The following is a 15,871-nucleotide window of genomic DNA, read 5'->3' as shown; positions in this document are numbered from 1 at the left end:
CTAATACACGTCTTTTTGATATTTTCCTTGATTTTCTAATGCTTCTAAAACTTGTTTTGCTGCTTCAATAGAAATGTTTCGTTCCGATGAAATTACTTTTAAAATAGCTTGTTCTACATCTTGACTCATTGGATTTTTTTGACCGCAAATGTATATGCTAGCACCATTTTCTATCCATGAATTAAACTCTTTTGCTTTTTCAAGAATTCTATCTTGTACATAAATTTTACGTTCTTGATCTCTAGAAAAAGCTGTGTCAAGTTTTGTTAAAACACCTGTAGTTATCCATTCTTGAATTTCGGTTTGATAATAAAAGTCCAATACAAAATGTTGCTCTCCAAAAAACAACCAATTTCTTCCTTCGGCTCCAATTGCATCTCTGTGCGCAATGAAACTTCTAAAAGGTGCAATTCCTGTTCCTGGACCAATCATGATAACATCTGTTTCAACGGAAGGCAATCGGAAATTTTGATTTTTATGTATGTAAAAATCCAGTGTTGTATTTAGTGGGAAATCGGCTAAAAACTGTGAAGCCAATCCTGTTTTTTGAACATCATTAATTTTAAACTTATTTAAATTAATTGTTAAATGCACTTGTCCTTCATGCGCTTCAGGAGAAGAAGAAATGGAATACAACCTTGGCGCAATTGGCAATAAAACAGTTACTAAATGTTCTAAAGTTAATGATTGTGGTTTTTCATTATCCTTTAAAACATCAATTAAATCGGCCTTTTCGGCAGAAATTGTTGTTTCAAATAAATTGGCAATTTGGTCAACTATTTTTTTGCTTAAACCTTTAATATTGTAATTTGACAACCATTCGTGAGAAGATAAAGTTTTGTCTTTTATAGTAATTTGTTGGTTGTTGTCGGTTTTAAAATAATTCAAAATAAAATCAATATCATCTTCTGAATTTTTAGGCAAAATACCCAACGCATCGCCTGGTTCGTATATGATTTTATCTTCTGAGGTGATTTCAATGTGATAGGTTTCTTTATTAGATTCTCTGTCGTTCAAAATAACTTTGTGACTGATCGTTCCTTTATAATTCTTCTTTGCAATAGTTGGAGCAACCGCTTTTAATGGAATTGTTGTTTTGCCATGATTTTGAAATTCATTAAGCAAATTGGTTTCCCAAATTTTTACTGTTTCCGCAAAATCTACATCGGCTTTTGTTAAAGGAAGTAATTGTTTTGCACCTTTGTCTATTAAAACTTCCTCTAATAAAATTCCTGCATTACAAAATAATGGATACGATGAATCTCCTAATGCTAAAATGGCATAAGTAACATTGTTGAGTGATGCTGAAGTCTCTTTTAAATAGTTGTAAAACGGAACTGCATTTTGAGGAAACTCACCTTCGCCTTGTGTACTCATTACAAATAAAACCAGATTTTCTTTTTCTAAAATTGTAGCATCAAATTGAAATACATCAATTGCCTTGGCTTGAATTTTATTTTTTTTAAACGTAGCTAATAATTGTGATGCTATTTTTTTAGAATTCCCAGTTTCAGTTCCATAAATAATTAATGGTTTAACTGCAATTGCTGCTACTTCACGCACATTAGAATTAGAAACACCTATTGTAGTTTTGTCTAAATAGCCAGATAAATAGCCGTTAGTCCAGATAATTTCTTCTTTCGTTGCCGATTGCACCAATTGTTGCAATAAGGATAATTTAGTTTCAGATAGCATTTTGATAGGTATTTTTATGATTATCGAAATAAGATTCGGAGGTGTTTTGTTCGTTAAACCAAGCAAACTCATGATGTAAATTGACAACGTTACCAATAATTAACAAGGTTGGCACATACTCAAAATTGGGTAGAGATTGTGTTTTCAAATCTTCAAAAGAAAACACAGTTGTCTTTTGGTTAGGCGTAGTTGCTTGTTGGACTATTGCCATAGATTTGGACGAGTCGATTTGATTTTCCAATAGTTTTTGGGTTAAAATATCCAACCGCTGACCACTCATGTAAAAAACCAAAGTATCACTTGTTGCAGCAAAATCTGCCCACTGCTGTTGTGTTACTAATTTAAAATCATAAAGTGTTAAAAACCGAACTCCTCTTGAATGATCTCTTGCCGTTAAAGGAATTCCGGTATATGCTGCTGCACCAAATGCGGCTGATATTCCTGGAATAATTTCGTAAGGAATTTGATGTTGTTTTACAGCAATTAATTCGTCTAAAACATTTGAAAAAAGTGAAGCATCGCCACCTTTCAATCGTAAAACTAGTTTTCCTTGCAAAGCGAATTCAACCATAAGTTCGTTGATATCTTGTTGTGGCGTATGAATTCCTTTAGAACATTGCTTGCCTACATAAATTACCTGAGCGTCTTTTCGGGCATGCGTTTCAATTACTTCTGGAGAAACCAATCTATCGGTTAAAACTATATCGGCAATTTGTAAATATTTTAAGGCTTTAAGGCTAATTAAATCAGGATCACCTGGACCAGCGCCAGCCAAAATTACCTTACCTTGTTTGAGAATTTGTATCATTTTTTTGAGTTTGAAAAAGGCATAGAAATCCTAGCCCTTAATAAAAAAGGGTAAAAATTCCTACAATAAATTAAAATTAATTTTTTAGAATAAACCTTCTATTGAAAGGTAACGTTCGCCTGTATCGTAATTAAACGTAAGAATTATAGCATCATCTGGTAGCGATTCTATTTTTTTTGCTACGGCTGCCAAAGATGCACCAGTTGAAATTCCAACTAAAATCCCTTCAAGTTTTGCGCTGTTTCTAGTAAATTCATAAGCATCATCTTTAGAAACTTGAATTACCTCATCAATTAAATTGGCATGATAATTAGTAGGAATAAATCCGGCACCAATTCCTTGTATTGGATGTGGCGCAGGCGAACCACCGCTTAAAACAGGAGACAATTCAGGTTCAACTGCAATTATCTTTACATTTGGAAATTTCGCTTTCACAACCGAAGCAACTCCAGAAATATGTCCGCCTGTTCCAACTCCAGTAATTATATAATCTAGTCTATCCGGAAAATCGGCTAAAATTTCTAAAGCTGTAGTTTTCTCATGAATAGCGACATTCGATGGATTTGAAAATTGTGATGGCGACCAAGAATTTGGCGTTAAAGACACCAATTCGGCAGCACGTTCAATGGCACCTTTCATTCCTTTTTCTCTTGGTGTTAAATCGAATGTTGCGCCATAAATTTCCATTAATTTTCTTCGTTCAACACTCATTGATTCGGGCATTACCAAAATAACTTTATATCCTTTTACGGCTGCAACGAGTGCCAAACCAATACCTGTATTTCCGGAAGTTGGTTCAATAATGACACTGTTTTCATTTAATAATCCTTTAGATTCTGCGTCTTCAATCATTGCCAACGCAATTCTATCTTTAATACTATTTCCAGGATTGGTTCGTTCTAATTTTATAAAAACATTTTTGTTTGCACCAAAAAGTTTGTTGATTTTCACGACCGGTGTGTTGCCAATTGTTTCTAAAATGTTATTTGCTTTCATATTTTTTTTATTTGTGTGTTGTTAAATGCTAAAATCGATACTATTTGTAAATTCTATTTTTGTTTTTACTACGTTCTCGCTTTTGTGATACACTAGCGACTGTGCCGGAATGGATTCTGTTATCCAAACATTTCCACCAATTACGGTTCCTTTTCCTATGGTTGTATTGCCTCCCAAAATAGTTGCATTGGCATAAATTATTACATCATCTTCAATTGTTGGATGTCTTTTTTGCTTCGCTTTTTCTTTGCTAACACTTAATGCGCCTAATGTTACACCTTGATAAATTTTTACATCGTTTCCAATTTTGGCTGTTTCACCAACTACAATTCCTGTTCCGTGATCAATAAAAAAACGTTCGCCTATTTTTGCTGCTGGATGAATATCGATTCCGGTTTTACTGTGCGCATATTCTGAAAGTAATCTTGGTAAAACTGTTACGTTTAATTCCCAAATTGCATGCGCTATTCTGTAAACAAAAACTGCGAAAAATCCTGGATATGCAAGTAGTACTTCGGCTCGTGATTTAGCTGCTGGATCAAACTCTAAAATTGCTTTAAGATCGGATACTAAATTGGAATGAATTACAAGTAAACCTTCAAAAAAAGTATTGGAAACTGCTTTGCAATCTTCAACTTGAACTTGTGCTAAAATAATTTGCAAATCGTCATACAATTGCATTTCTGTTTGTTTAAATAAATCTAAATCTACTCCTGATTCTTTTGTGCAAAACAACCAAGAAAACAAATTCTCAATCCAATCGTCTGCTTTTTTTTTATCTACAAAAAAATATTCTTCTTGTAAATTTTTACGAAATAAAGCTTCACTATTAAAGTTCTTTTGATTCATTACTTTATTTAATTTTCTAAAAACATTAAAGCACCAACCGTATTAAAAGTTGTTTCGTCTATTAAAATGGCGTTACCCGATTTTGAATTAACATCGAAAGCATCGTAATGCAATGGCTGATTTGTTTTTAAGGTTATCTGCGCAATATCGTTTAACTTGATGGTATCTGAATTTGTAAATTGCCATTCGTTGATGTTCCATTTTCTATCGATGGACTGAATTTTTACTCTCGCATTTTTAAAACGATGTTGCAACAAATAGGTTTTTCCCAATTGAAGATTTTCAGTATCAAGCCATGAAACCCAAGTAGTAATTTGATTAGATTCTGTTGGTAATTGATGTGGTAAAACTACCGAATCGCCTCTGCTAATGTCAACATTATTTTCAAAATGAAGCACTACATTTTCTCCAGCGCGAGCCACTTCGATGGTTTCTAAATTAGCTTCAATTTTCACGATTTTAGTTTCAATTTTCGATGGTAAAATGAGAACTGTATCACCAACTTTATAACTTCCGCTTAAAACCAATCCGGCATAACCGCGGTAATCGTGATTTTCTTCATCTTTTGGACGGATAACCCATTGTACTTGAAAACGAGAATCTAAATTAATAGTTGATTCAATGGTAACCGTTTCTAAAGTTTGGAGCAACGTTTTACCTTTGTACCATAAAGTATTTTCGGAAAGTGAAACTATATTATCGCCAACCAAAGCACTTACTGGAATGTATTCTATTTGATTGTAATTTAATTCTGATTTGATAACTTCAAAATCACTTTTTATTTCATTAAAAACAACTTCAGAATAATTTACCAAATCGATTTTATTAATGGCTATAATGGCTTTTTTAATTCCCATTAACGAACCAATACTTGCATGACGTTTCGTTTGTTCGGTAATACCTTTTCGGGCATCAACCAAAATAATTATCAAATCGGAATTGGAAGCACCGGTAATCATATTTCGAGTGTATTGCTCGTGACCTGGCGCATCGGCAATAATAAATTTTCTTTTTTTGGTTGAAAAATATTTGTATGCTACATCAATTGTAATTCCTTGCTCACGTTCGGCACGAAGTCCATCTGTAATTAATGACAAATCTATTGTTACGCCTTCTTGCTTTGTTTGTTTCTCTAAAATTCCCAATTGATCGGTATGAATACTGTCAGAATCGTATAAAAGTCTACCTATTAAAGTGCTTTTTCCGTCGTCTACATTTCCTGCTGTTATAAATCGTAATGTGTTCATTTTGGTATAAAATTTTAAAAGCTATTAAAAGTATCCTTGTTTTTTTCTATCTTCCATTGCTGCTTCAGAAAGTTGATCGTCAAGTCTTGTTTGACCTCTTTCACTTATTCTAGTTTGAATAATATCATCAATAATATCCTTAATTGTAGTAGCATTAGAAGGCACAGCAGCAGTACAAGTCATGTCGCCAACAGTTCTGTATCGAACTTGCTCTACCACTACTTTATCCTCTTGATTTGGTTGAATAAAAGATGAAGTTGCTACTAACTTATCGTGGTGAACAATACATTCTCTGTTGTGAGCAAAATATAAACTCGGTAATTCGATTTCGTATTTTTGAATGTAATTCCAAACGTCTAATTCGGTCCAATTGCTTATTGGAAATACACGAACATTATGTCCTTTCTGCACTTTTCCGTTTAGAATATCCCACAATTCTGGACGTTGCAGTTTTGGATCCCATTGACCAAAATCGTCACGTACCGAAAAAATACGTTCTTTAGCTCTAGCTTTTTCTTCATCACGACGTGCGCCACCAATGCAGGCATCAAATTCGTTATCGGCAATGGCATCTAAAAGTGCATACGTTTGTAATGAATTTCTTGATGGAAATCTACCAGCAGTTTCCTTAAGATTGTACTTTTTAATACTATCTTCAACAGAAGCTACGATAAGTTTCTCGCCAATTTTATTTGCCAGATAATCTCTAAAAGCGATTGCCTCTGGAAAATTATGACCTGTATCAATATGAACCAAAGGAAACGGAAATTTTCCCGGACGAAATGCTTTTAATGCCAAATGAACCAATACAATTGAGTCTTTTCCTCCAGAGAAAAGCAATGCAGGTTTTTCAAATTGAGCTGCTGTTTCTCGTAGAATATATATCGCTTCGTTTTCTAATTGTTCTAAATAATTATTTGTCGTTGACATGTGTTATTGCTTTAAATTATGATTGATGTAATCCGCATTCTTTTTTCGATTGATCTTCCCACCACCATCTTCCTGCTCTAAAATCTTCGTTTGGTTTTATCGCTCTTGTACATGGCGCGCAACCGATACTTACATAATTTTGATCGTGAAGCGTGTTATATGGAACACCGTTTTTTTGTAAATAATCAACTACATCTTGCGTTGTCCAGTGCAACAAAGGATTAAATTTAAATAATTGTCTTTGCTCGTCCCATTCAATTTTGTTTAGCTGGTTTCTGTTGTCCGATTGTTCTGCTCTTAAACCTGTTATCCAAACTTTAGAACCTTGCAAAGCTCTATTTAAAGGCGCAACTTTTCTTATAAAACAGCATTCTTTTCTAAGTTCTGTAGAATTGTAAAAAGCATTAATTCCGTTGTTGTTTACATAGTTTTCTATTGCTTCATTTTCTGGATAGTAGGCTTTTATTTTGGTATTGTACTGTAATTTTGTTTTATCCCAAACGGTATATGCTTCTGGAAATAATCGTCCTGTATCTAAGGTAAAAATTTCTATATTTTGAATGTTATTAAATGCTAACGCTTGTGTTATTACCTGATCTTCAATGCCAAAACTGGTAGAAAAAACTATTTTTTCGTTAAAATTTTGAGACAAAACCAACAAGCTTTCTTGAAGATCTGTAATTTCATTTAATCGATTTATTAAATCTAAATTCATTTTTTGTGTGTTATGGTTAAAAAAAAATCCCTTGATAATTCAAGGGATTTAAAATATTGTTTATGAAATTTCACTTTCAGTCAAAACAATGTTAATCCCATGCGTTAGTACAACACATGCAGCAGTTCATTTTTTTGTTAGTAGTTGAAATCATTTGTTTAAAAATTAGAATTTAAATAAAAAAAAACCTCTGCAGTTTGCAGAAGTTTCATTTGGATATATTTTAAAAATTTAAAATTATGCAATAGAAATACTCTGCGGAAAATTCCACATCTTACAACACATATTGCAAATAGATAAATTCATTTTATTAGTTTTTGATGTAGCAAACTTCTGAACTAAATTCGAATTAAAAAAATAATTTTCAATTTATTTCAAAATTTTAACATTTCTAAATTGCACTTTTAATGATTTTAAAGGCATTGATTATACTTTCAACTGACTCAATTCCAATAGATAACCGCAATATATTAGGATTAATTCCAAGAGACAACAACTTTAGTTTTCCAGCTTCAGTTTTAAGATATTCGTAATGTGCCAAATACACATAAGGCATTGCGATTGTAAATTCGGCTCCAAGACTTGGACCTTTTGCTAGCAGTAATTTATCGTAATAAAATTCTAAATCTTTATCAAAAACTACCGACAAAACGCCTGGAAATGAATCTTTAGATTTTTTTATTTTATTAAAATTATCAACAGAATCTGGATGCAAAACCGAATAAATTTCTTTTATAAACGATTGCGTTTTCAAATAATCATATACGATTTTAGTATTTTTAGAAACCTTTGCCATACGACTTTCATAATTTTGAATCTGAAATGCTAATCGTTGAATTTCTCCTTCAAATGCCGGAATTATAAATTTATGAAATTCCTTTTTACTTGCCTGAACGATCTTATTTTTTTCGTTTAAAACCAATGTTCCCATAAGCAAATCGCCATTTCCGCAAGCAAATTTGGTTAAACTTTCTACTGCAATATCACAATAAGGTAAAACTTCAACATTGAAAGGCGTTGCAATAGTTACATCAACAATTAGAACAATTTTATACGTTTTACAAAGATTGTAAAGCCAAGGCAAATCGACACATTGAACCAACGGATTTGTGGTTATTTCTGTTAGTAAAGTCGCCACATTTCTATGATTGTTTTCGAGCCAATTTTCTAGTTGTATTTTATTATGAATAGTAATTTGAAGATGACAATCCGAGCGCTTTTCAATGATTTCCATTGTATCAACATAAAGCCAACCCAATTGAATTACTGTAGTTCTTCCTTCCTTTTTCCTAGCATTTACAATGGTTTCATAAGCTGCAAAAAGTGCATTCATACCTGAATTTGCGAGTAAAATTGAATCTTCTGAAACATTAGAATAGGCTTTAGACAAAACAGTTTTTATAGTATTTTCAGGTAAAATTAGAACTTTTTCTTCATGAAAGACAGTTGTAATTTGATCTAATTTATACAATGAACTTTCGGCTTTTCTAGAACTAATTAGCAAGCCAATATTTCGGATATAATCCTTACATTTTTTTACAAATTCGGGATTGTTTTCTAAAATCAGAAACACATTTTCGTCTTCTTCAATACATGTAAATTGCGATTCGACTAGATATTCTAAAATAGATTTTGCATGAATTGATACTATTGGCAAAATAATTTTATCTGATGTAATTTGGTATTTATTTCGGATATAATGCACCAGTTTTTCAACAAATTTGTTCTGAAAAAATCGCGGATAACCAGATTTCATTGTGGCAATTGCAACTTGAGTTCCTTCTTCATAATCGATAACATTTTGCAAAAAAGGCATGCTTACCGAAACCGCATGTGGATTTTGTAACGGCAACGAATCGCCAAACGGAATAGGCTGAAAATAATCGCTCATCTTTAACAATTTAATGCTTGAGTAATATCTAAAATCAAATCGTCTGTATCTTCCAAACCAACTGCAATTCTTACTGTTGCGAAACTTAGACCTTTGGCAGCCAAATCTTCTTCGGTATTGGTTGCATGACTCATTCTTGCAGGAATTTCTAGTCTGGAATCGGCAGAGCCAAACGATACTTTTTCGCCAAACAATGTGCTTTTTTTAATAAAATTCTCAGCTTTCTCGGAAGATATCAATTCGATTGTTAAAACTGAAGGAATAATTTTAAGTTGTTTTTTTGCCAATTCATATTGCGGATGCGATGGCAAACCTGGAAATTTAACCTCTAAAACTTCGGGATGATTTTCAAGAAATTGTGCTATTTTTAATGCACTTGCTTCTTGCGCTTTCATTCTGTAAGTCAATGTTGGTAAGCCTAACGACACTAAAAAAACATCAAACGGACTTTGAGCACGACCTTGAGCATTGGCAAAATATTTAAATTTTTCATCCCAAAACTGATCTTTAGAAACTAGTGCGCCAGCAGTTACACTTCCATGACCAGAAATAAATTTTGTTGTTGAAAACACCGAGAAATCGGCGCCTAATTCTAATGGTTTTTGCGATGCAAAAGTTGCCATGCTATTATCTACAGCTAGTAACGAATTATATTTTTTTGCAACTTGAGAAATTGCTTCTATAGCAACGATTTTCAAACTTGGATTGGTTGGTGATTCACAAACTACTAAAGTAATTTTGTTGGATTTTAAGATGTTTTCGACCTCATTTAAATTTGCAAAATCGGCATAATGAGTTGTGATATTATTTTTTTCTAACATCACATTTAGCAATCGATACGTTCCGCCATAGCAATCTTTTTCTATCAGAACGTGTTCGTTATTTTTTAAAACAGTTTCAAATAGCAAGGCTATTGCGGCTATTCCTGTATTTGTGCATACGCAGCCAAAACCATTTTCTGCTTTTGCAAAAACAGTTTCAAGCGCATTTCTTGTTGGATTGTCAGATCTTGAGTAATCATAAATTTGACCATCTGGAGATTGCCGTTTTAAATCGAAAGTTGCTGTGTTGTAAATGGGTAAATGCGTTGCGCCATAACTATCTTTAAGATTAGAATTCTGAGTAATGTTGGCTAATAATGTTTCTAGTTGCATTGTTTGTGTGAGTTTTTGTAGTTGTTATTTGAGTTATAGGTATAAAAAAACCTCTGCAATTGCAGAGGTTATTGGTATGTATTTTAAAAATTTAAAATTAAACAATAGCGTCCTCTGCGGAAAATTTCCACATCATCATTGCCATATTGTTCATTGTAAAATTCATTGTGTTTTTCATAATTTGATTTGACAAAAGTGAATACAAAATTTGAATAAAAAAAATAAAATTAAAAAAAATTAAAAAAATAATTTCTTATTGATTCAAAGGCTAGCGATTTTAGATTATAAAAAATATCATAAAAAAAATAAAAAAAGCGGAATTGATTTTTGTATTCAAAATAGTCTTTATACATTTGCAATCAAAATAAAGAGGAAAAATTTGAACTGATTGCAACCTCTATTCGAACTTGAATCTTTTATGAGATTCTGAAACGAGTTCAGAATAAAAAAAATGCTAAAGCAGAAACTCTCCTTTAGTATTTCCTTTGCAATTTTTTCGTTTTTCTTCACAAAAATTAATTTTAAAAAAAAATTATATTATGGCTTATTTATTTACGTCAGAGTCAGTTAGTGAAGGACATCCAGACAAAATAGCTGATCAAATTTCAGATGCATTAATTGATAATTTTTTGGCATTTGATGCTGAATCGAAAGTTGCGTGTGAGACTTTGGTTACTACTGGTCAAGTAATTCTTGCTGGTGAAGTAAAATCTAACACTTATCTTGATGTTCAAAACATTGCTAGAGAAGTAATTAGAAAAATTGGTTACACAAAAAGCGAATACATGTTCGAAGCTAATTCTTGTGGAATTCTTTCGGCAATTCATGAGCAATCGGCAGATATTAATCAAGGAGTAGACAGAGCAAGTAAAGAAGAACAAGGTGCAGGCGATCAAGGAATGATGTTTGGTTATGCAACTAACGAAACTGAAAACTACATGCCATTGGCCCTAGATTTATCTCATGCTTTGTTAATTGAATTGGCTAATTTGAGAAGAGAAAATTCAGAAATCACTTACTTACGTCCTGATGCTAAATCGCAAGTAACCTTAGAATATTCTGACGACAATAAACCACAACGAATTGATGCTATTGTAATTTCTACACAACATGATGATTTTGATGAAGAAGCTACAATGCTGGCAAAAATAAAATCGGATTTAGTATCGATATTGATACCAAGAATTAAAGCAAAGTATCCTCAATATGCTCATTTATTTAATGATCAAATCACGTACCACATCAATCCTACTGGAAAATTTGTAATTGGTGGACCACATGGCGATACTGGATTAACAGGAAGAAAAATTATTGTTGACACGTATGGCGGAAAAGGTGCTCATGGTGGTGGTGCATTTTCTGGAAAAGATCCAAGTAAAGTAGATAGAAGTGCTGCTTATGCAACACGACATATTGCTAAAAACTTGGTTGCTGCTGGAGTTGCCGACGAAATTTTAGTTCAAGTTTCGTATGCTATTGGAGTTGCAAAACCAACTTCTATAAATGTTGTTACTTATGGAACTTCTAAAGTAAATTTAACTGATGGAGAAATCAGTAAAAAAGTAGAGTCAATATTTGACATGCGTCCTTATTTTATTGAGCAACGTTTAAAATTAAGAAATCCAATTTACAGCGAAACTGCTGCATACGGACACATGGGAAGAAAAACTGAAACGGTAACTAAAACTTTCTCTGCTCCAGGCGGATTAACAAAAACTGTTGAAGTGGAATTGTTTACTTGGGAAAAATTAGATTTTGTAGATCAAGTAAAAACAGCTTTCGGATTATAATATTCTTAAAGAAAATCATAAAAAAACCTGACTATAACTAGTCAGGTTTTTTGTTTTTTAAAGAAATTTGCTACTACAAATTGTACTTCAAACTAAAAATAACATATCTAGGTTGCACTGCATACTGCGAAGTTCGGGTTGAAAATTGAGAGAAACTATCATCATTTAATGACGTAGTATTTAATATATTTGTTGCCGACACTTTGTATTCCCATTTACTGTCTTTTTTCTGATAAATTAAACTTGCTGAGAGAAAATCATATTCATTTTCTACTGTTTTTCCTTTGTTATAGTAATGATAGAATTCATATTCGGACACAAAAGAAAAACTTTTTAAGAAATAATAATCCAATCTAGCAAAAGGCTTGTCAGTAAAAAATTTAGAATCGCTATAGTCATTAATTGTATACGTATATCCTACTTCTAAGTTTGGCAAATTTTTGTAATTTGTAGAAGCTTTAACTGTATAATTTTGGGTAAAACTTTCGTTTGATGAAAGAATTCCGTTTTGAATATTATTAAATTTTGACCAATTTAAACTGGCATTTACTGATGCTTTATAATTTTTTAAAAAAGAACGTCCATAATTTCCATAACCAGTTAGCGTTTCGTCAGCAAAATTAGAATTGTAAGGCAACGATGTTTGATTTACGCCATTAAATACAGCACTAGATTTTACAGCATCAACCGTTTTAGTATAACTTGCAAAAGCCGCAATATTCTCAAAATTGAACATGTTGTATTTAAAATATCTCAAAGAATGTGTAGATTGCGTAGCATTTTCTAAAGCTCTATATCCTCTAGAAAGACTGTTGTATCCGTTTAAAACATAACCTTCGGCTAATTTATTGATATCTGTAAAATTATTGGTAATAGCATAATTATAAGTCAATGATTCTGCTTTTTTTATTTGATAAATAGCTAGAAAATCGGGTAAAACTCTAAAGAAATTTCTATTAAAATTTGTTCCTAATTGCGTATTTGTCATATCATACGTATGAAAACTAACTCCCGGCGTAAAAGTAAATTTACCAGTAAGAATTTTATAATGCAATCCTAAAAAAGCATCATTAAAATTGTAATTTACATCATTTATATTTTGAGCATTGGTAAGATTATTAGTATTTCCGTTGTCTAAAATTTGATAAATAGAAGAATCAAAATTTTGATGCGAATATGTATTTCCAAAAGTTAAATTGATATTACTTTTGGGAGTAATCATATAGTAATAATCAAATTTTGCATCCATTTTATTGGTCTTCACAAAACGGTTTTGATTGATATTATTTCTGTTTTGTCCAGTTGTATAGCCCGATAAGTTGAAAGGCTGCGATTGTAAATTGGCATTATAAAATGGATCTTCTTCTTGAAATAAATGTTGCATTTCAAAGGCGAAGATATTTTTATCATTATGCGTATAATACAAACTTAAATTCTGATTTACTGATGTTGGATTTTGTTTTTTATTGGTAAAAATATTTTCTATTGAAGCAGAATTCCCTACTATTGCTTCTCTTAGTAATGAATTATCTTCATCTTGTTTAGACAATTTCGCCAAAATATCATAATCAAACTGAAACTTTGTATTAGGTTTATAACTAGAACTTAATTTAAACAAACCCAAATTATTTTTTTGGTGTGCTACTTCATTTCTATTTTCTGTTGAAGCAATTTGTGATGAATTGGGTTGCAAAATATTAGTTTGCGACTTAGTTTCTAAATCTGTTATTGATGAAGAAAGAATTCCAAAACCGCTTAAACTCCAAGATTTTGTTGGATTATACGAAAAATTGGTTGCGCCAAATTTAGTATCAATTTCTTTAGCCCGATTGTTTCTTAAAAGTGAAATTCCTAAATCATTGGACGACACATTAAAACTAGAACCACCTTTTCCCATCATATTTTTAAAACCACCAGTAAATTTAAAATAATCTTGAATGGTCAATGGCAACTCTCCAATATTATTAAAATTACTAATTATATTAATACTGTATTTTGGACTATAATAAAACAATTTTGGGTTTATTAAATAGCGATTAAACTTTTCATTATCGTCAAACCCTCCGCCAGCTGTCATGTCACCAAACCAAAAATTCTTTTTACCATCTTTCAATTTGATGTTCATAGCCACATTATCCTGGTTATTTTCTACTCCTTTTAGTATAGAATTTTCATTATAATTTCTTAATACTTGAATTTTATCAATAGCATCAGCAGGAATATTTTTTACGCCAAGTTTGGTATCACCATCAAAAAAGTCTTTACCTTCTACCATCAATTTAGTTACTTTTTTACCTTCTACTTCTATTTCACCATCAGCATTTACTTCTACTCCTGGTAATTTTTTAAGAACATCTTCTAGTTTTCTTTCGGTTCCAGATTTAAATGAATCGGCGTTATAAACTATGGTATCGCCTTTTATAGAAACTGGCATTTCACGAATAATTTCAACGCCATCAAGCTGAATTCCGCCAGGTTCCATGTCTATATTTCTAGTTATATTTTCTGATTTTGTTTCAACAGCGATTTCTTTATTTAGCATTCCTATGTAACTCAGTTTTATTACATAAGTTGAATTTGCTTTTAGGTTTAAAACAAATCGTCCTTTATCGTTGGTTATTGCATAAGCATCCATTCCTTTCGTAGCTTGGTTTACAGCCATAATGTTAGCCATTTCCAAAGGTGCTTTTCCAGATTCAAGAATAATTCCTTCAAATCTTATGTTTTGAGAAAAAGAAACTGTAGTTAGTAATAGTAAAAAAAGTAATGTAATTTTTTTCATGATTGTAGAAATATGATAATAATGATAGGATTTTAAAAAAAGAAGAATCTCAACTTTAGCAGAGATTCTTCATTATGTTTTTTTCTTGAATTTCAATTTATTATCCACCAAAACGCATTCCTCGTCCGCCTTGCCCTTGATTCATTTGTCTAAATTCTTCCATTTTTTTAGTAATAGTTTCATCATACTCTTTTTGAGTGATTACTTTTCCGGCAGAAGGTGCTTTTATTTCAGCTTTATCTTTTGGATTCAAAACTACTTTAGAACATAAAGTAATAGTTTTTCCATCATTAACTTCTAGTATCAATCCTGGCAAACCCCAATATCCTTCTGGACCTTGATTTACAGGAATTTCTGGAGTGTACCAAGCCGTTACGGTTATTTCTTTTGGCATATCAAATTCGTCCATGAAATTGGTTTTCTTTTCTTTTCCTTCTTCAGCTTTAGCATCCTCTTTTTTAGTTTCGTCTTTCTTTACTTCTTCTTCTTTTTTAGGTCTGAAGTTTCTAAAGTCTGTTTTACTTGCAGGAATTACAGTGGTTGCTTTGTAACAAGTATAACCACCTATTTGGCGCGTTTCACCTTCCATTTTCCAGTTGTAAACCTTTAAAGAATCTTTTATTAAAAACTCTTTTCCCATAAATTCTTTATCTACAGTATAGGCTTTTTCTTTTACGTTTTTATAATACGTTCCTCCGCCACCCATCATAGACGACATCATTCGCATTCCGCCACCACTTTGCCCTGGAGCATCTAATTTTTCTTCTTCCTTGTAGATAGAAGCTTGTTTATCAAAACTTAAAATAAATGTTTTTTCGAACATTTTCTTCATTCGTTCTTCCATCATTTTTTGCATCTCTGGAGTAAAATCTTTGTTACCAGACATTCTTGATTTAAATTCGGAAGTACTGGTTTTAGATTCGTACACAGCCATTCCTTGAAAGTCTTTTTGAGCATTAGAAGAAATAAATGCTAATAAAAGAACCAAAGTGATCGTTATTTTTTTCATTTTAA

At 31.9% G+C, this 15,871-nt stretch carries 12 protein-coding genes; 1 reads left to right on the top strand and 11 read right to left on the bottom strand.

Annotation, left to right across the window (positions count from 1 at the left end; all coding sequences use genetic code 11):
- The 9 genes from ACH2CG_RS13190 to ACH2CG_RS13150 all read right to left on the bottom strand — a co-directional run bounded on the left by ACH2CG_RS13190 (position 1) and on the right by ACH2CG_RS13150 (position 10,285).
- Positions 1–1,695 (bottom strand): sulfite reductase flavoprotein subunit alpha, encoded by a 1,695-nt coding sequence (locus ACH2CG_RS13190; RefSeq protein WP_395065946.1) that lies wholly within the window; start codon positions 1,693–1,695, stop codon positions 1–3.
- A complete protein-coding gene (gene cobA, locus ACH2CG_RS13185; RefSeq protein ID WP_395065944.1) occupies positions 1,685–2,503 on the bottom strand; it encodes a uroporphyrinogen-III C-methyltransferase in 819 nt (272 codons plus the stop codon). The genes ACH2CG_RS13190 and cobA overlap by 11 nt, the downstream gene beginning before the upstream one ends.
- Positions 2,504–2,587: 84 nt before the next feature.
- Positions 2,588–3,499 carry a cysteine synthase A gene (gene cysK, locus ACH2CG_RS13180; protein ID WP_395065942.1) on the bottom strand — a complete coding sequence of 304 codons (912 nt, stop codon included), beginning with the start codon at positions 3,497–3,499 and terminating at the stop codon, positions 2,588–2,590.
- A gap of 21 nt (positions 3,500–3,520) precedes the next feature.
- Complete coding sequence (gene epsC, locus ACH2CG_RS13175; protein ID WP_395065940.1) at positions 3,521–4,348, bottom strand: serine O-acetyltransferase EpsC; 828 nt, start codon at positions 4,346–4,348, stop codon at positions 3,521–3,523.
- An 8-nt stretch (positions 4,349–4,356) separates the two neighbouring features.
- Positions 4,357–5,595, bottom strand: a complete 1,239-nt coding sequence (locus ACH2CG_RS13170; RefSeq protein ID WP_395065938.1) for a sulfate adenylyltransferase subunit 1 — start codon at positions 5,593–5,595, stop codon at positions 4,357–4,359.
- Between the two features lie 24 nt (positions 5,596–5,619).
- The gene (gene cysD, locus ACH2CG_RS13165; protein WP_395065936.1) at positions 5,620–6,525 is read right to left on the bottom strand and encodes a sulfate adenylyltransferase subunit CysD; all 906 of its coding nucleotides are present in this window, start codon (positions 6,523–6,525) and stop codon (positions 5,620–5,622) included.
- A 16-nt stretch (positions 6,526–6,541) separates the two neighbouring features.
- The gene (locus tag ACH2CG_RS13160) at positions 6,542–7,240 is read right to left on the bottom strand and encodes a phosphoadenylyl-sulfate reductase (protein ID WP_395065934.1); all 699 of its coding nucleotides are present in this window, start codon (positions 7,238–7,240) and stop codon (positions 6,542–6,544) included.
- A gap of 391 nt (positions 7,241–7,631) precedes the next feature.
- Positions 7,632–9,131: a PLP-dependent transferase gene (locus tag ACH2CG_RS13155; protein WP_395065932.1), complete on the bottom strand. Its 1,500-nt coding sequence runs from the start codon at positions 9,129–9,131 to the stop codon at positions 7,632–7,634.
- A gap of 2 nt (positions 9,132–9,133) precedes the next feature.
- On the bottom strand, positions 9,134–10,285 hold the full coding sequence (locus ACH2CG_RS13150; protein ID WP_395065930.1) for a trans-sulfuration enzyme family protein: 1,152 nt from the start codon (positions 10,283–10,285) through the stop codon (positions 9,134–9,136).
- A 539-nt stretch (positions 10,286–10,824) separates the two neighbouring features.
- On the opposite strand from ACH2CG_RS13150, the gene metK reads away from it, so the two are divergent.
- Positions 10,825–12,075, top strand: a complete 1,251-nt coding sequence (gene metK / locus ACH2CG_RS13145; RefSeq protein WP_395065928.1) for a methionine adenosyltransferase — start codon at positions 10,825–10,827, stop codon at positions 12,073–12,075.
- A gap of 73 nt (positions 12,076–12,148) precedes the next feature.
- Here metK and ACH2CG_RS13140 read toward each other — a convergent pair whose 3' ends face one another.
- Positions 12,149–14,857: a carboxypeptidase-like regulatory domain-containing protein gene (locus tag ACH2CG_RS13140; protein ID WP_395065926.1), complete on the bottom strand. Its 2,709-nt coding sequence runs from the start codon at positions 14,855–14,857 to the stop codon at positions 12,149–12,151.
- Between the two features lie 100 nt (positions 14,858–14,957).
- The gene (locus ACH2CG_RS13135) at positions 14,958–15,866 is read right to left on the bottom strand and encodes a GLPGLI family protein (protein ID WP_395065924.1); all 909 of its coding nucleotides are present in this window, start codon (positions 15,864–15,866) and stop codon (positions 14,958–14,960) included.
- Positions 15,867–15,871 lie beyond the last annotated feature (5 nt).

Source organism: Flavobacterium sp., from assembly GCF_043778725.1.
Taxonomy (GTDB): domain Bacteria; phylum Bacteroidota; class Bacteroidia; order Flavobacteriales; family Flavobacteriaceae; genus Flavobacterium.
The sequence above is the reverse complement of the archived record's forward strand: the minus strand, read 5'-3'. Positions and strand labels throughout refer to the sequence as shown.